Source organism: Sphaerisporangium corydalis (assembly GCF_025506355.1).
Lineage (GTDB): Bacteria > Actinomycetota > Actinomycetes > Streptosporangiales > Streptosporangiaceae > Sphaerisporangium > Sphaerisporangium corydalis.
The window spans coordinates 1-16,873 of sequence record NZ_JANZYP010000015.1 but is presented as its reverse complement, the minus strand read 5'-3'; the positions used below and the strand labels follow the sequence as shown (position 1 = coordinate 16,873).

At 70.0% G+C, this 16,873-nt stretch carries 10 protein-coding genes; 9 read left to right on the top strand and 1 reads right to left on the bottom strand.

Annotated elements, in window-relative coordinates:
• Positions 1-114 precede the first annotated feature (114 nt).
• The 7 genes from NYZ98_RS13155 to NYZ98_RS13125 all read left to right on the top strand — a co-directional run bounded on the left by NYZ98_RS13155 (position 115) and on the right by NYZ98_RS13125 (position 9,089).
• On the top strand, positions 115-1,086 hold the full coding sequence (locus tag NYZ98_RS13155) for an ADP-ribosylglycohydrolase family protein (protein WP_262843015.1): 972 nt from the start codon (positions 115-117) through the stop codon (positions 1,084-1,086).
• Entirely contained in the window at positions 1,083-2,255 is a 1,173-nt protein-coding gene (locus NYZ98_RS13150) for an ADP-ribosylglycohydrolase family protein (protein ID WP_262843014.1), read from the top strand. The genes NYZ98_RS13155 and NYZ98_RS13150 overlap by 4 nt, the downstream gene beginning before the upstream one ends.
• A complete protein-coding gene (locus NYZ98_RS13145; RefSeq protein ID WP_262843013.1) occupies positions 2,252-3,622 on the top strand; it encodes an ADP-ribosylglycohydrolase family protein in 1,371 nt (456 codons plus the stop codon). Before NYZ98_RS13150 ends, NYZ98_RS13145 begins: the two co-directional genes overlap by 4 nt.
• Positions 3,623-3,644: 22 nt before the next feature.
• On the top strand, positions 3,645-4,709 hold the full coding sequence (locus NYZ98_RS13140) for a ribokinase (protein ID WP_262843012.1): 1,065 nt from the start codon (positions 3,645-3,647) through the stop codon (positions 4,707-4,709).
• Positions 4,710-4,740: 31 nt separating this feature from the next.
• Positions 4,741-5,913: a CaiB/BaiF CoA transferase family protein gene (locus NYZ98_RS13135; protein ID WP_262843011.1), complete on the top strand. Its 1,173-nt coding sequence runs from the start codon at positions 4,741-4,743 to the stop codon at positions 5,911-5,913.
• 82 nt (positions 5,914-5,995) lie between these two features.
• Positions 5,996-6,820, top strand: coding sequence for an HpcH/HpaI aldolase/citrate lyase family protein (locus NYZ98_RS13130; protein ID WP_262843010.1), 825 nt, complete (start codon positions 5,996-5,998; stop codon positions 6,818-6,820).
• A 19-nt stretch (positions 6,821-6,839) separates the two neighbouring features.
• A complete protein-coding gene (locus NYZ98_RS13125; protein ID WP_262843008.1) occupies positions 6,840-9,089 on the top strand; it encodes a hypothetical protein in 2,250 nt (749 codons plus the stop codon).
• A gap of 32 nt (positions 9,090-9,121) precedes the next feature.
• On the opposite strand, the gene NYZ98_RS13120 is transcribed toward NYZ98_RS13125, so the two are convergent.
• Complete coding sequence (locus NYZ98_RS13120) at positions 9,122-9,583, bottom strand: ATP-binding protein (RefSeq protein ID WP_262843006.1); 462 nt, start codon at positions 9,581-9,583, stop codon at positions 9,122-9,124.
• A 240-nt stretch (positions 9,584-9,823) separates the two neighbouring features.
• Between NYZ98_RS13120 and NYZ98_RS13115 the strand changes: the two genes are divergently transcribed.
• Positions 9,824-11,476 carry a hypothetical protein gene (locus tag NYZ98_RS13115; RefSeq protein ID WP_262843004.1) on the top strand — a complete coding sequence of 551 codons (1,653 nt, stop codon included), beginning with the start codon at positions 9,824-9,826 and terminating at the stop codon, positions 11,474-11,476.
• A 1,619-nt stretch (positions 11,477-13,095) separates the two neighbouring features.
• Positions 13,096-16,380, top strand: coding sequence for a type I polyketide synthase (locus tag NYZ98_RS13110; protein ID WP_262843002.1), 3,285 nt, complete (start codon positions 13,096-13,098; stop codon positions 16,378-16,380).
• Positions 16,381-16,873: the final 493 nt, after the last annotated feature.

The window sequence follows — 16,873 nt, the reverse complement described above, 5'->3', positions numbered from 1 at the left end:
CCACGGGCCTGATGCGTGGGTTCACGGGCCTGATGCGTGGGTCCATGGGTCTGATGCGTGGGTTCATGGGTCCGATGCGCGGGATAGAGGGATAAGAGGGAACAGGAGAGGGAGATGTCATCGGGGGACAGGATCCGCGGGGCCTTCGTCGGCCTCGCCATCGGCGACGCCGCGGGCTGGCCGTCGGCGCGGCACCGATCCGCGCTGCTCGCGCCCTGGAGCAGACGGCTCGAACGAGAACTGGACGGGTTCGCCGAAGAGCACCGGGTCACCACCCTGCCCGTGCCGTTCACCCTGAACCAGCCCACAGGACCGCTGGCCACCGGCCCATCCGACGACGCCGAATGGCTCGCCTGGACCGCGCTGACGATCCGGGACGACCGGGCCGAGGCCTTCGGCCGGCTCGCCGGGCGCACCGACCTGCGGGTGCGCATTTCGGTGCGCGCCGCGCTGGACAACCTGGCGGCCGGCAAACGGCCCCCCGCCAGCGGGCACGACAACCCGCACCACTTCGACGACGCCGCGGCCGTGCGGGCCGTCGCGTTCGGCGCGATCGGGGCCGACCCGCGCGCCGACGCCACGGTCACCAACGCCGGGGACGGCGTCCTCGCGGCGATGGCCATGGCCGCCGCGGTCGCCGAGCTCGTCGCGGGCGGGTCCATGGCCTCGGCCGTCCAGGCGGCCCTCGCCGAACTGCCCGGGGACACCGCGATCGGCCACGCCGCCAGGACCGCGCTCGCGGTGGCCCGGGCCGCGGGCGACCCCTTCTCGGCGGTCCCCGGCCTGGACGCCGCCCTGGTCGACCACGTGTACAGCTACGGGGTCGCCGCGGCCCAGACGGTGCCGGTCGCGCTCGCCCTGGCCGAGGTGTCCGGCGGCGCGCTCACCGCCGCCGTGCCCGCCGCCGCGTGCCTGCCCTCGCTCGCCGACTCCGCCCCCGCCCTGACCGGCGCGCTCACCGGCGCCTTCACCGGCGCCGCCGCGCTCCCCGCCCCCTGGCGGTCCGCCGCCCGCACCCTGCCCGGCTGCGCCCTCCCCGACCTGGCCGGCACCGACCTCATCGACATCGCCGAAGGACTGACATGACGCACTTCGAGGACCCGCTCACCGACAAGGCCGTCGGATGCGTCGCGGGCGCGGCGGTCGGCGACGCGCTCGGCGGCGCCACCGAAGGCTGGACCCCCGAGCAGATCCACGACCGCTACGGCGGGTACGTGACCGGCATCGTCCCCCCGTACTTCGAGGACTGGCGCAACGCCCGCCCCATCGCGCCGTACCACAAGGGCGACGGCCACGTGACCGACGACACCCTCATGACGCACGCGCTCATCCGCGTGTACGAGAAGGTCGGCGGCCACCTCGACGCGTACGCGGCGGCCGAGCACCTGGTACCCGAGATGATGGGCGAGAAGCGCTGGATCCCGGAGCTGGAGGCCGAGGCGCTGCCGCTGCACCGCGTCTTCCTCGCCGAGAAGTGGCTGGTCCTGCGCCTGCACTACGGCCACGTCGACCCGCGCGAGGCGGGCGTCGGCAACATCGTCAACTGCGGCGCCGCGATGTACATGGCCCCGGTCGGCATCGTGAACGCCGCCAACCCCGACGGCGCGTACGCCGAGGCCGTCGACCTGGCGGGCGCCCATCAGTCCAGCTACGGGCGGGAGGCGGCCGGGGTGCTGGCCGCCGCCGTCGCCGAAGCCATGCGCCCGGGCGCCACCCCCGACTCGGTGGTGGCGACCTGCCTGCGCCTGGCCAGGGACGGCACGCGTGCCGCCATCGAGGCCGTCTGCGAACGGGCCCGCGACCTCGGCCACTGGCAGGGGTCCTTCGCCGCGCTGCGCGAGGCCGTCGCCCCGTTCGACACGGTCGCCGACACCTACCGCGACCAGGGGCTCGGCGCCCGCCGGCCGAGCCGCCTGCACAGCATCGAGGAACTACCGCTGGCGCTCGCCTTCCTGCTGATCGCCGGGGGCGGCTACCGCGACACCGTCCTCGGGGGAGTGAACTACGGCCGCGACGCCGACTCCATCGCCAGCATGGGCGGCGCCATCGCCGGCGCCCTCGCGGGCGCCGAGGCCGTCCCGTCCGAATGGCTGGACCCGGTGGCCCACGCCAGCAAAATGGACCTCATCTCCCCCGGCGTCACCATCGCCGACCTCACCCGCCGCATCCACGCCACCGACCTCACCACCCGCCGCACCCACGAATCCGCCTTCACCTCCCTAACCCACCCCACCCCCACGGACAACCCGGCATGAGTGACCGTCTGTTGCGGCTGACCTGGGTGCAGGCGGAGGATCTGGTCGGTCACGAGTTGCGTCAGGCCGTCGAGGACGGCCGGGCCGCCGAGGTGGTCTCCATAGCGGCACGGTGGCACGCCGCAGGAGGCCACGACGCGCCGCCCCGCGCGGGGGCCTCGCCCGAGCCCGCCACGCCGGAGACGCGCGCACTGGCGGTCGAACTGCTCGGCGAACTGGCCGCCATCCCGTCCCCGCTCCCCGAACCCTCCGACCTCCCCGCGATCCAGGCGAGCGCTCCGGGAAGCATGCGAACAGCAGGCAGGGGGTGGGAGGACCTGCGCGAACGGGTGCTCGGCGCGTGGCTCGGGCGGGCGGCCGGGTGCGTGCTCGGCAAGCCGGTCGAGAAGATCCCCCGCGAGGGCATCAGGGAGATCGCGGAGGCCACCGGCAACTGGCCGATCCGAGGCTGGTTCACCGCCGCCGGCCTGCCGGACGAGGTGGCGGCCCGCTGGCCGTGGAACCGGCGTAGCGCCGTCAACTCCCTGGCCGAGAACATCGACGGCGTCCCCGAGGACGACGACCTCAACTTCCCGCTCCTCGCCCTGTCCCTGCTCGAACGCTTCGGCCGCGACTTCACCACCGCCGACGTGGCCACGATATGGCTGGACGAGCTGCCCGCCGGCCGCGTCTTCACCGCCGAGCGGGTGGCGTACCGCAACCTGCTCGACGGGATCGAACCCCCGCGCACGGCGACGTGGCGCAACCCGTTCCGGGAGTGGATCGGCGCCCTCATCAGGGCCGACGTGTACGGCTGGGTCAACCCCGGCGACGCCCGCACGGCCGCCGCGTACGCCTGGCGCGACGCCCGCCTCAGCCACACCGCCAACGGCGTCTACGGCGCCATGATGGTCGCCGCCATGTGCGCGCGGTCCCTGGTGGCCTCCTCGGTCGACGAGGTCATCACCGCCGGCCTGTCGGTCGTACCCGCCGGGTCACGGCTGGCCCAGGCCGTACGAGACGCCGTCGCCGACGCCCGCGCCGAGCCGGACTTCGAGCGGGTCGTGGACCGGCTGTACGCGCGCCACGGCGACCTCCACTGGGTCCACACGATCAACAACACGGCCCTCGTCGCGGCGGCCCTGACCCATGCGCGGGGCGACTTCACCGCGTCGATCGCCGGTGCGGTCGCCGGAGGCTGGGACACCGACTCGGCGGGCGCGACCGCCGGATCGATAGCTGGCGGGCTGCTCGGCGCTTCCGGGATACCCTCCGGATGGTCGATGAAGAACCGGCTGGCCAGCAGCCTGCGCGGCTTCGACGGCATCGGCTTCGACGAGCTCACCCGCCGTACCCTGGCGCTCATCCCCGCAGGGTCCTCCGGGTGACGGGCACGCGGAAGGACCAACGATGATCTCGGTGTTCGGCAGCGCCAACATGGACCTGGTCGCGTACGTGACCAAGGCCCCCAAGCGCGGCGAGACGGTGACCGGCCGGGCATTCGCCACCATCCCCGGCGGCAAGGGCGCCAACCAGGCCACCGCCGCCGCCCGCGCCACCTCCACCCCACCTCCACCCACCCCCGCGGCCGACGCGCGCCCCGGGACATCCACACCCGGGCCCGACGCGCAACCCGGGACATCCGCGCCCGGGATCGCCGCAGGACCCGGGACATTGACCCCACGCGCTCCCGGGGTGGCGTTCATCGGTGCCGTCGGGGACGACGCCTTCGGGCCCGTGATGCGCCAGGCACTGGAGTCGGCGGGCGTCGACGTCAGCCGCCTCCGCACCGTGCCAGGCCCCTCGGGCATCGCCCACATCGTCGTCGACGACCAGGGCGGTAACTCGATCATCGTCGTGCCCGGCGCCAACGGCACCGTGACGGGCGTCTCCGAGGCGGACCTGGCGGTCATCTCCCGCTCCGACGCCCTACTGCTCCAGCTAGAACTGCCCATGGACGCCGTCGTGGCCGCCGCCCGCGCGGCCGGCGTCCCGGTGATCCTCACCCCGGCGCCCGTCCAGGATCTGCCCCGCGAGCTGCTCGACGCCGTCGACCTGATCGTCCCCAACGAGCACGAGGCCGCGGCGATCACCGGCCTCGCCGACCCGGAAGAGGCTTTGGAAGCCCTGCTGGAACTCGTCCCCGAGGTGGTGATCACCCTCGGCGAACGCGGTGCCCTGTACGGCTCCCGCTCGCCCGGACGACCCGGCACCCCCTCGGGCGGACGCTCCGGCGTCCGGCGGGGCGAGCGCCTGCGCGTGCCCGCCGTACCGGTCAAGGCCGTCGACACCACGGCGGCGGGGGACACCTTCGTCGGCGCCCTCGCCGTGGCCCGTGCCGAAGGCCGCCCCATCGGCGAGGCCCTGCGCTTCGCCACCACGGCGGCGGCCCTGTCGGTCCAGCGCGAGGGCGCCAGCACCTCCATGCCCACCCGCCCCGAAATAGACGCCGCCCTGCGACGACCACCGGCGTGAGAGCGGCCATAACGACGCATGGAGGAACGTGATGAAGGCCCTTGAGGGCATCCGGGTACTCGACCTCGCGACCCTGTTCGCCGGCCCGATGGCGGCGATGCTGCTCGGCGACTACGGCGCCGAGGTCGTCAAGGTGGAACACCCGACCCGGCCGGACCCCTCGCGCGGGCACGGCCCCGGCGGCCTGTGGTGGAAGATGCTCGGCCGCAACAAGCGGACGATGACCCTCGACCTGTCCGCCACCGAGGGCCAGGACCTGCTCCTCGCCCTCGCGCGGGACACCGACGTCATCATCGAGAACTTCAGGCCAGGCACGCTGGAGCGCTGGAACCTCTCCTACGACCGGCTCCGCGAGGCCAACCCCCGCCTCGTCCTCGCCCGGGTCACCGGCTTCGGCCAGTTCGGCCCGTACGCGAAACGGCCCGGGTTCGGCACGCTGGCCGAGGCGATGAGCGGGTTCGCCGCGATGACCGGCGAACCGGGCGGCCCGCCCACCCTGCCCCCGTTCGGCCTCGCCGACGGCATCTGCGCCCTCGCGACCGCGTACGCGGTGATGGCCGCGCTCCGCGCGCGTGAATCGACCGGAGCCGGGCAGGTGGTCGACATGTCGATCATCGAACCGCTCCTGACCGTCCTCGGGGCGCAACCGACGATTTACGACCGGCTCGGGATCGTGCCGCCGCGCACCGGCAACCGCTCCGTGAACAACGCGCCGCGCAACACCTACCAGTGCGCGGACGGCACGTGGGTGGCCGTCTCGACCTCGGCGCAGAACATCGCCGAACGCGTCATGCGCCTGGTCGGCAGGCCCGACCACATCACCGAACCATGGTTCGCCACCGGCGCGGGCCGCGTCGAGCACGCCGACGAACTGGACGAGGCCGTCGCCACCTGGATAGGCGCGCGCACTCGCGAGGAGGTCCTCGCCGCGTTCGACGAGGCCCAGGCGGCGGTGGCGCCGATCTACGACGTCCGGGACGTGATGACCGACCCCCAGCTCACCGCCCTGGACGCCATCACCACCGTCGAGGACCCCGACCTCGGGCCCCTCCGGATGCAGAACGTCATGTTCCGCCTGTCGGACACCCCCGGCGAAATCACCTGGCCCGGCCGCCCCCACGGCACCGACACCGACACCATCCTCACCGACCTGGGCCTCTCCCCTTCGGACATAACCGCCCTACGCGACAAGGGAGCGATCTGATGCCTCCCGCCACCCCGCCCGGTCTCGCCAACAGCGATCCGGACGCGCCCATACCAATGAAGCCCTTCAAGGAGATGACGACTTGCTGACCTGGCTCTACGCGCCCGCCGACCGTCCCGCGCTCGTCGCCAAGGCGCTCGCCGGCCCCGCCGACGTGGTGATCGTCGACCTGGAGGACGCCGTCGCACCGGAGAACAAGGCACTGGCACGGGCCGAGGTCGTCCGGCTCCTCTCGGTGCCGCAGCCGCGCGTCCAGGTCAGGATCAACGATGCGCGCACGGCCCAGGGCCAGGTCGACCTGCACGCGATCGGAACCCTGACCTCCGGCACGGCCGGGATCCGCCTGCCGAAGGTCGAGTCGGCCGAAGAGGTGCGTGAGGTCGCCCAGGCCGTGCCGGGCATCGACCTGCACCCCCTGATCGAGTCGGCCATCGGCCTCGAACGGGCCTACGAGATCGCCTCGGCCGACCCGTCGGTGGCGAGCGTCGGCATCGGCGAGGCCGACCTGCGCGCCGACCTCGGGGTCAGCGACGAGGCGGGCCTGTCCTGGGCGCGCTCGCGCATCGTGGTGGCCGCCCGCGCCGCCGGCCTGCCCGCCCCCGTCCAGTCGGTCTACACCGACTTCCACGACCTGGAGGGCCTGGCCGAGTCCTGCCGCGCCGGCCGGGACATGGGCTTCCGCGGCCGCGCCGCCATCCACCCCTCCCAGCTCCCGGTCATCGAGGCCGCCTACCGCCCCACCGAACAGGAGATCTCGGCCGCCAACGACATCGTGGCCGCCGCCGGCGTAGGCGCCGTGGCCCTCTCCGACGGCCGCTTCGTAGACGAGGCCGTGGTCCGCCAAGCCCGCCGAATCCTCACCGACGCCGTAACCACCCCCGGCCTCCAATCCCCACCCCCGGCCTGAACCGTCTTATCGTGCTCATGTGGTGAATGAGTCTGTTTTCCCCGCCGACCTTCTCTGCCAGGACCTGGCCCTTCGCGAGTTGTACACGAGGGCGCTGAACAAGGCTTTGAAGGACCCGGAGATCCGTGACGGGTTCGACTATGTCGGGGTGCGGCCACTGCCTATCAGAATAGAGATGATGCGGGAGGCCGAGGAGATCTTCGCCGCCGTACCCTACGAGTACAACGCCTACCTGCTCGCACGTGACGGTGGCAGACGCAGGTTGGACGAATGGGTCGACCTGATTGGCCTCGACATCGCAAGGGGCCATCTCAAAGGGCGACTGGCCGCAATCGGATACACGGTGACGGTTCTCGGGGTCAGCGTGCTGTTGTTCAGCCTGCTCGTTGGCTGGACGATTCCCTGGCTCGTCGAGGTGCCCACACTGTTCATTGGCGGGCTGGCTCTGCTCGGCTCCTGGGTGAGCACCAGACCCGTGGCGCCTGTCCTTCTCGACCGCGTGTACAGGCTGGTGCGACCACTGGCTTTTGTCCCTGGAACGGCGTGGATGGCTCGCGGCGCCCTCGTCAGGGCGCTGGAAGAGAACGAACTAACGGCCCAGTTGCGTCAGCGCGTCAACGCACGACGGCAGGACCGGTTCGACCACGACTTCAGCGTGACAGGGCATCCGGAACTCAGCGAGGCCTTCGACAGCGTGTACCACGTGCCCACGGTCGTCACCCGCGAACTCGACGACCTGCTGAACCGCCTGTCCAGTGCCAGCATCGGCCTTGCGGGGCCACGGGGCTCAGGTAAGTCCACACTCATCCGGCGATACTGCCAGGAGCCCCCGGAGATGACGGATCAGGCCGATCTGCGGTGCCTGGTGTCCGCTCCGGTGGAATACGCCCCACGCGACTTTGTCCTGCATCTTTTCGCGACCTTCTGTCATCGCTCGTTGCGCTACTTCGCCACTGTCGGCAGACCACGCTTCGCGTTTCGTCTTACTCGTATTGTTCTCGCATACTGGCTGGTGGCGTGGGCCGTGGTCGAGTGGCCGGAGGAGGCCGTGTCGACCCTGGCGACTCTGGCGGACCTTCTGACGCCGATCCTTGAGCGATTCTACGAAACAGCCGCATCGCTGATCCCGGCAGAGGTCGCTAACGCACTCTTCACCTCATCTGAAAAGACCGCCCAGCTGATCTCCCTCGTGACCGTCGGCGCGGGTACGGCCCATTTGCTTATCGCGGCCTACCGCCACAGAAGCGCACGGCGGGCCGGCCGGCCCGCCCGCCTGGTCGTGCGTGCGCGCGGGCACCTGGCACAGATCCGGTACCTGCAGACATTCACTTCCGGCTGGTCAGGCGGGGTGAAAGCACCTGCTTGGGTGGAAGGCCAGGTGTCCTACAACCGCTCCCGGGCGGAGCAGCCGCTCAGCTATCCGGAGATCGTCTCGGCCTTCCGCGCCTATGCCCGGGACGTGGCGGTGTTCCTCCGGCCGGCGCACAGCGTCTACATCGGCGTCGACGAGCTGGACAAGATCGGGTCGGGTGAGGACGCACAGCGTTTCCTCAACGAGATCAAGGGCATCTTCGGGCTCCCGAACACCTATTTCATGATCTCGGTGTCCGACGACGCGATGAACGCCTTCGAACGTCGAGGACTCCCCTTCCGCGACGCGTTCGACAGTTCCTTCGACGAGATCATTCGGGTCGGCCTCCTCGTCTACGACGAATCCCTGCGGTTACTGAACCGTCGCGTCGTAGGTCTGGCGGAGCCGTACATCGCGTTCTGCCACTGCCTGTCCGGTGGCTTGTCGCGTGACCTCATCCGAGCCGCGCGAAGCGTGATCAGCATAGGGCGCGGCCTGTCGGACGGTGCGAAGCTGGAGCCGATCTGCGCCGCGGTGATCCGGGAAGAGCTGTGCAACAAGGCGCGTGCCATTGTGGAGTCGGCACGTGACCACACCATGCCTCTGGACGTCCTGGACCTGATGCACGGGCTCGCCCGTCGCGACAGGGTTCCCGCGACACGACAGGTGCTGAAGTCGCTGCTGGACCACCCCCTCGACGGGCCATCGCTGGAGTTCGCCACCTACATCTACTTCTGTGCGACGTTGGAAGAGATATTCACCAGCCACCTGACCGTCGATCGCGTCCGCGGCAGCCGAATCTTCGACGATTTGGCAGGCGCCCGGCACGCATTCACCATCGATGCACAACTAGCCTGGCGATCGATCTCCAAAATCCGAAGAAGCTGGAACCTGACAGTATGGGAAGCGCCTGACTAGGCATTCGGATACGCCAGCCGGCTGGCAGCGCCTTATGCGCTCGTCGTCCTGACGTAGACCCACACTGTGTGGCCCAGGGTGGGGGCGCCCTGGAAGCCGACGCGGGTGGCGAGGGCGGTGACGATCGCGAGGCCGCGGCCGTTTTCGGCGCCCGGAGGCGTGCCGTGGTCCAGGAGGCGGGGGACGCCGCCACCTCCGTCGTCGTGGACGGAGATCAGGACGCCGACGTACCCGCCGCGTTCCCGTACCCCCGGCGTACCCGGCGGGCGCGCCAGAGTGACCTCGACCAGGAAGGACCCACCCTCGGTGCCGCTGCGGGTATGGCGGAGGGCGTTGCCGGCGAGCTCGGAGACGATCAGTTCGGCGTCGTCGGCACACGGGGTGTCCTCTAGGAGGAACCGGACGAACCTACGAGCGTGTGCCGCCTGGTCGAGTCTCCCGGGAAAGGCCCGGCTCCAGACCAGGCCGGCCGAGGGAGCGGAGGAATTCTGCATAACCCCGAACTCTGGCCGGGCGCACCACCCATGGCGGACCCCCGAGCGGGCCGTACGCGACTACCCGATCATCCCCTTACTGACCTGCCCGAACGGCACGGCGCGCGCCGTCAGGTCTCCCCGAGGAGGCGTCCACAGGCTTCCCCGCCAGCCCCACCTCGCCGTAATTGGTCGTGTACGATACGTGACCAGTGAATTACCTTCGCATGTAGGGGATGCCGTGAAAGGAGGCACCTCGAGATGTCCGTGGACGGCTACCGCGTTCTCCTCGACTGCCGGAGGCGCAGCGAGATCCTTCGCGCGCAGGGCCTTGGTTTCGACCAGATCGCCGACATCTTCGCGCTCTACCACGACGTCGGGCCGCTGAAGCTGCACCGCTACGCTCGGGGCCTCACCGGCGCCGAGGCCGTCGCCGCGTACAACGACCTCGACCCGGCCGGGACGGCCGCGCTGCGCGAGGCCCGGCTGTACGTCTTCGAGGCGTGGCCGGGCTCGGAACGGCGTCCGGGCGCCAGAGCGCTGGCGATCCTCGCGCGCGTCTATCGCACCACGGCCCGGCGGCTGGTCACCGACGAGGTGTACGCCTCCTACACCGTGCGCGACCGCGACCTCATCGACCGCGCGGACCACCGCCACCTCGACTCCCACCAGCATCGCCACGTCCCAGGCCCGGAGCCGGTGCGTGCCAGCATGGAAGCGGAAGCGGTGTACACGCGCGGCATGACGTCTCCGGTCTCGGTCCCGGGTCTGGTCCCAGGTTCAGCCTTGGTCCCGGCGCTGGGCCCGGGTTCGGCGTCGTCGGAGTGCGCCGCGCTGCTGCGCGCCCTCGGAGTCGAGGAGGCCGATGTGAAGCGACGCGATCTGCTGTTCGAGCTCGCTCTGGCGTTGGGTGGCGCGCCGGCCGTGGTGTTGTTGCGTCATCTGTCCCCGCCGGAGAAGGATCGGCTGGTCGCGGCGGTGCGCACTCCTGGCCGGGTGGACGCCGGTACGGTCGAGGTGGTCGAGAAGCTGACGGCTCACTGCCGCCGCCTGGACGACGAGTTCGGCCCCGAGACCGTGCTCCCCATCGTGGACTCCCAGCGCATCCTGGTCACCGGCCTGCTCGACAAGGAGGTTCTGCTCCCCAGCCTGCGAGTCCGCCTCACCCACACCTACGCCCAGCTCAGCCAGCTCGCCGGTTACCTCCACTACGACCTGATGGACTACGCGGGAGCGCGTCGGCGATATGAGGAAGCCCTGGAAGCGGCTCACGAGGTCCGCGAGCCCGCTCTGATCATCTACCTGCACACCTGCATGAGCTGGATGGCCATCGACCAGGGCAAGGTCGGGCTGGCGCTCGATCACGCTTACGCGGCGGAGGGATGGATCCGGCACTGTCGCAGTGTTCTCGCCCGGTCCGTGCACATGATGAACCTTGCCCGCGTACTGGCGCACGATGGGCGCTTCATCGACAGCGAGCGCGCGCTCGACCAGTCGCTCAAGCTGGTCCAACGTCCGCCTGACGAGGCTGATCCCGTCTATCTGTACTGGTGCACGCCCGACTGGATGCAGAACCACGCGGCAGAGTGCCTGCTGACGTTGCGACGTTTCGAGGACACCATCAGATCCGCGGAGCGAACACTGGCCGGTTCGACCACCCCCGCGCTGGTACGCGGTCAAGCCCTGCTGTACTACGCGAACGCGCTCACGGCCAAACGCGAAATCCCCTCAGCCGTAGCAAGGATCCGCGACGCGGCCCGTCTGACCAGGACCCACACCTCTGGACGCCTCCCGCACGCCATCCGCCAAGCCCGCGCTCACCTCCGCCCCTGGGAGGCGAACAAACACGTTCGCCACCTTGATGACGAACTGCTCTCCCTGCGCATCGCCGCACACGTCAAGGACGACCAGTAGAGCACAGCGGCCGAGATCGTCTCGGTGATCCAATCTATCGGTTGTCTATGGGCCGATTTATCTTGATTTATGGGCGATTCGGCGTGTTGTGGGTATTCGCCGGTTTGTAGACAAATGCGGCAAGTCCACTTGAGATTCCGGAATTGATGTCGGACTGCTATGGGCCGTAAACCGCCGTGGGCTTGGACACGTCCACATAGGTGACGTGTAACGCCGTCACCCGGAAGGCGAGGGCATAATGTCGGAGCGCGACCCGGAAAAGCAGGGCCGGGACAACGGACACGAAGAATTCCCACTCCCCGGCAGGCCGCTGAGTCCCCGCGAAGATTCACCGGTTGAACCCCGGCAGACCATCTACCTGCCCGCGCAACCGACTCAGTCGACGCGGCCGACGGGAGTCCACTCGCCGCCACCCCCACGTGTGCACAAGACGGTGATCATCACCATGGTCGTATTGTTCGGCCTCGTCCTGGTGCTGACGGGCGCTGTCGCCGCGCTGGTCATCACCCGGAATGGGTCGTCGACGACTCCTCAAGCGACTGTGGCGGCATCAGCGCCTCCTGTAGAGCCGACTCCCGAGCCGTCTCCGTCACCGTCCCCCACGCCGAGTGAAACCCCTACGCCGACGGTGGGGGGCGCGGGCTCGGGTACGCCGGCAAGCGGGGAGCCCACCGCCAGTGTGGCGGCGATACCGCCGGTGGAAGGGGACGAGGAAATCCTCAACCAGGGCAGGTTCACCCTCGTGGAAGGTTATTGCACGGATCTTGACTCCACGGCGAGGAACTGGAATGTGTCGAGTTCTTGTGGTGGCGGAGACCTTCGGCTGCGTGCAGATCGATTGGCTGGATTGCCTGGCATCGACCTGGCATTAGTAGGGCCCGGGGCGCCATCTCGCGACATATGCGAAGCCGCCACCGCCTACTATGGTGGTGTCAGTCAAAGGGCATTGAACGAGAAAGTTCAGTTCTGCGTTCGCACCGGCTACCACCGATATTCGTGGGTTCAGGTCCTGGCCGCACGCGGTAACGAGCAAAGCCTCACCGAGGTGGACCTCCACGTCGTCACGTGGGCTCGATCGTTCTCCTGATGGCGTTACCCATGCCCGCGGCAGTGACACGCCTCGAGACCGTGATAGCGCCGGTCCGTAACACCTTCATGACTCCTTCGGTGGTGGCTGTGAAGGGTCGGGCTCGCAGGGCTGGGTGGTGGCGTGTGGTTTTGCCCCGGTAGGTGGATCGGGAGGGTGGGTCTGACCTGGGCTTCTGCTGGCGTTCGCTGGGTGGTCGGTTGGTTTCCGGAAAATATCGTGCTTCTTACATACATGTTATGCATGTCGGCTATGGATGCACGTTAGGTATGTTCGATAGGGTCGCCCCGAAACCTGGCGTTCCGTGGGGGATCGCGGTCATCTTCGGCTTCAGTGTTCGTTCCGGCGTCACCGCTTGTAACGGGGGGCACACATGGTGGCAAGTGAGCTTGGGGGAGCCGGACACGGGCGGGCAGGGCAGGTTTCGGGGGATGCTGCCGAGCCGACTGCGGTGAGTCGGCTGTTTCCAGGGGGTTCTGCCGAGTCGGTCGTTGTGGGCAGGCAGGGTGTGCTGGGATCCGACGGGCCGGCTGTGGTGGATGAGCTGGGTGTGACGGGATCCGACGGGCCGGCTGTGGTGGGTGAGCTGGGTGTGGCGGGATCCGTTGGGCCGGTTGTGGTGGGCGGGCAGGTCGCGGGGGCTTCCGAGCCGGTTGCGGTGGTCGGTGTTGGTTGCCGTCTGCCTGGCGGTGTGTCCGGGCCGGGGGAGTATTGGCGGTTTCTGCTTGAAGGTGTGCCGGCGGCCATCCGGGAGGTTCCGGACGGTCGCTGGGACGCGTTCGATGACGGTTCGCTCGACGAGGTCGCCCGCCTTGGGGGATTCCTCGATGACATCGCCGGCTTCGACTCGCGGTTCTTCGGCATCACGCCGGAGGAGGCCGACGTCATGGACCCACGACAACGGCTGATGCTGGAGGTCGCGTGGGAGGCGCTGGAGCACGCCGGAGTAGCCCCGGCAAGCCTGCGCGGCAGCCGAACCGGCGTCTTCGTCGGAGTCTCCGCTCCCGAGGCGGCGAGTGGGGCGTCGCTGAGTGTTGTCGCGGAGCGACTTTCCTATGTGCTTGGGCTGCGTGGTCCGTCGGTGGGCGTGGATACGGGCTGTTTGTCGTCGCTGGAGGGGGCACGTCTGGCCGTGCGGTCCCTGCGGGACGGTGAGAGCGACCTCGCGGTGGTCGGGGGTGTCAATGTTCTGCTGTCGCCGATGGCCACTGGGACGTTGCACCCAGGCGGTACGACGGTCGCCGATGGGCGGTGCGAGGCGGTGGACGTGTCCGCCGATGGCACGGTGCCCGCCGATGGCACGGTGTCCGCTGAAGGCACGGTGCGCGCTGAAGGTTGCGGGGCGCTTGTTCTCAAGCGATTGTTCGACGCGCGGCGTGATGGCGATCGCGTGCTGGCGCTCATCCACGGTACGGCGGTGTACTCCGGTGAGGACCGGCCCGTAGTCGTCGGCTCGATTGAGTTCAATCTGGGGCGGCTTGAGCCTGCGGCGGGGGTCGCGGGGCTGATCAGGGTGGTTCTCGCGCTGAGCGAAAGGCGGATTCCGCTGGATGCACACCACACTGCGCCGGGTGCACACCACATTGCGCCGAACCCACCCCACACTGCGCCGGGCGTGCATGAGGATGTGCCTTGGCCGGAGAGTGGAGGGCCGGCGGTCGCCGGGGTTTCCGGGTTCGGGGGCGGTGGTGGGGGCGTGCACCTCGTCCTGGGGGAGGCGCCTGCCGAGGTTCAGGGCGCGGGTGGGCCGGGTCGTGCTCGCGGGCCGGTCGTGCATACGTTTCTGCTCTCCGACGTCGAGGGCGGGCGGATCGGGCCGTACGCCGCCGGGCTCGCGCACTGGCTGGAGACCACGGACACGCCGCTGTCCGACGTCGCCCGCACGTTGAGCCGGCGTTTTGGCCGGGGCCACGCGGCGGTCGCCGTCGTCGGCCGCGACCGCGCGTCGCTCGCCAGCGCACTACGAGCACCGCGCATTGCCGGCGTGACCACTCCGCGCATTGCCGACGTCAACGGGGCCCCTGCTCACATCGCGGGTACTGACGTGACCCCAGCTCACATTGCGGACGCAGGTGTCAGTACGGCGCGTTTTGGTGGTGTCGGTGTGAGGGCGCCGCGTGTTGCTGGTGTGACGGCCGGGCAGGGTAGGGGGCCGGTGTGGGTGTTCTCTGGGTATGGGGCGCAGCGGGCTGGGATGGGGCGGCGGTTGCTGGTCGAGGAACCGGTGTTCGCGGGGGCCATCGAGGAGATCGATGGGTTGGTCGCGGCGGAGGCCGGGTTTTCGCTGGCGGAGGTGCTGGAGAGCGGCGAGCGGGTGACCGGTGTCTTCCGCACGATGACCACGCTTTTCGGGCTCCAGATGGGGCTCGCGACTCTGCTGAGGTCGTACGGTGCCGAGCCCGGCGCGGTGGTCGGCCATTCGATGGGTGAGGTCGCCGCTGCCGTCACGGCGGGGGCGCTGTCTCTCGCCGACGGGGTCAAGGTGATCACGCGCAGGTCGCGCCTGCTGGACGGTGTCGCGGAGGCGGGTGGCGGGGCGATGCTGGTGCTGGGCTGCGACGCCGTGGCCGCGCTCGGGTTCGCCCTCGGCTGTGCCGACGTTCACGTGGCCGTCCGGTCGTCCGCCCGGCAGACCGTGCTGGCCGGGGATGCGGAGCAACTCGCCAGGGTGGCCGTCCGGGCCGAGGAGCAAGGACTGCCGGCCCGGCTCGTCCAGGTGGAAGGTGCCGGGCACTCGCCGGCCGTCGATCCGATCCTCGACCCGCTGCGCGCGGAGCTGGCGGGTCTTCGCACCGGCGCGGCCGATGTGCCCTTCTACTCCACGGTGCTGAACGACCCGCGCCAGGTCCCGGACTTCGACGGCGACTACTGGGCGGCCAACACCCGGCGGGCCGTACGGCTCGCGGACGCGATCGCGGCCGCCGCCGATGACGGGTTCACGGCGTTCGTCGAGGTCAACGCGCACCCGCTGGTCGCGCAGGCGATCGGTGAGACGGTGGAGGGCGCGTTGGTGGTGCCGTTGCTGCGCCGGGCCCCACGGGGTGCGGACGGGAGCGAGCCGCCCGAGACCGACGACACCGTGACCTTCCACGAGGCGCTCGCGACGCTGACGGTGCACGGCCTTCTGCCCGCGCCCACCGTCCCTGGCCGGGTCGCCGACGTGCCCATGCCACCGTGGGAGCACCGCTGGCACTGGGTCAGGGAGGTGCCATCCGGCTCGGCCGGTCATCGTCCGCTAGAGGAGTCGTACGTCGGGCGTCGGTCCCTGTTGGGTCCGGATGGTGGGGTGGCGGGTCGGCATCCGTTGCTGGGGCCGCATGTTGAGTTGCCCGGGGAGGATCGGCATGCCTGGAGTGTTGATGTGGGTCCTGCGATGTTCCCGTGGGGGGATCGGCCGGACGGGGGGTCCGTGTTGCCCGCCGTCGCGTACGCCGAGATCGTGCTGGCCGCCGGCGCCGAGGTGTTCGGGCCGGATGTGACCGTCTCCGGGCTGCGGGTGGACGGCGTTCTTCCGATCGGCGAGCACACGACCATCACCATCTCGCTGACCGTCGGGGCACCGGGAGCCATGGCCGGAGCGCGGGAGGGGGCCGTCCGCGAGGACGTGGGCACCGTCGAGGTGTACGCGCGAACCGCCGGTTCCTGGACGCTGCTCGCCTCCGCGGTCGTCTCCAGAGGCGGCTGCGCAGGTCCTACGGGTCAGGTCGACGCACGTCCAGTCGATGACAGTCAGGTGGGCGCGGGCCAGGGCATGGTGGGCCACGATGAGCGAGGCGATGGCGCCGAGGCGGCCGCGCCGATGTACCCGCGTCGCTGAGCCACGGTCGTCGGAGTCGTCGGAGAGCGGCCGGCCCGACTCGGTGGAGACGTGGCGGCCCGACTGGTGCGGTCAGTGACCGGTCCGGCTCGTGCGGTCAGTGACCGGTCCGGCTCGTGCGGTCAGTGACCGGTCCGGCTCGTGCGGTCAGTGACCGGTCCGGCTCGTGCGGTCAGTGACCGGTCCGGCTCGTGCGGTCATTGGCCGGCCCGACTGGTGCGGTCATTGGCCGGCCCGACTGGTGCGGTCATTGGCTGGTTCGGCTCGTGCGGTCACTGGCCGGTCCGGGCTCCTCGTCCGGTTCTAGGCGTGGAAGAACCGCGCCCCCTTGATGAGGAGGCGCGGTTCGTGGTGGTGATGGCAGGGGGATGCAAGTTTCGCGGCGGTGATGAGGAGAGGCGGTTGCGGGGCGGGCGACAGTCGTACGGCCGCTCGTGGATCACCAGTTGGCGGGGAGGCCGGGGGTGGTGGGGGGGAGGGGGCGGGTGTGGGG

What these genes read in the sequence shown, in the direction of transcription:
- NYZ98_RS13155 (WP_262843015.1), top strand. Translation starts at nt 115, where the DNA reads ATGTCATCGGGGGACAGGATCCGCGGGGCCTTCGTCGGCCTCGCCATC.
- NYZ98_RS13150 (WP_262843014.1), top strand. Translation starts at nt 1,083, where the DNA reads ATGACGCACTTCGAGGACCCGCTCACCGACAAGGCCGTCGGATGCGTC.
- NYZ98_RS13145 (WP_262843013.1), top strand. Translation starts at nt 2,252, where the DNA reads ATGAGTGACCGTCTGTTGCGGCTGACCTGGGTGCAGGCGGAGGATCTG.
- NYZ98_RS13140 (WP_262843012.1), top strand. Translation starts at nt 3,645, where the DNA reads ATGATCTCGGTGTTCGGCAGCGCCAACATGGACCTGGTCGCGTACGTG.
- NYZ98_RS13135 (WP_262843011.1), top strand. Translation starts at nt 4,741, where the DNA reads ATGAAGGCCCTTGAGGGCATCCGGGTACTCGACCTCGCGACCCTGTTC.
- NYZ98_RS13120 (WP_262843006.1), bottom strand. Translation starts at nt 9,583, where the DNA reads ATGCAGAATTCCTCCGCTCCCTCGGCCGGCCTGGTCTGGAGCCGGGCC.
- NYZ98_RS13115 (WP_262843004.1), top strand. Translation starts at nt 9,824, where the DNA reads ATGTCCGTGGACGGCTACCGCGTTCTCCTCGACTGCCGGAGGCGCAGC.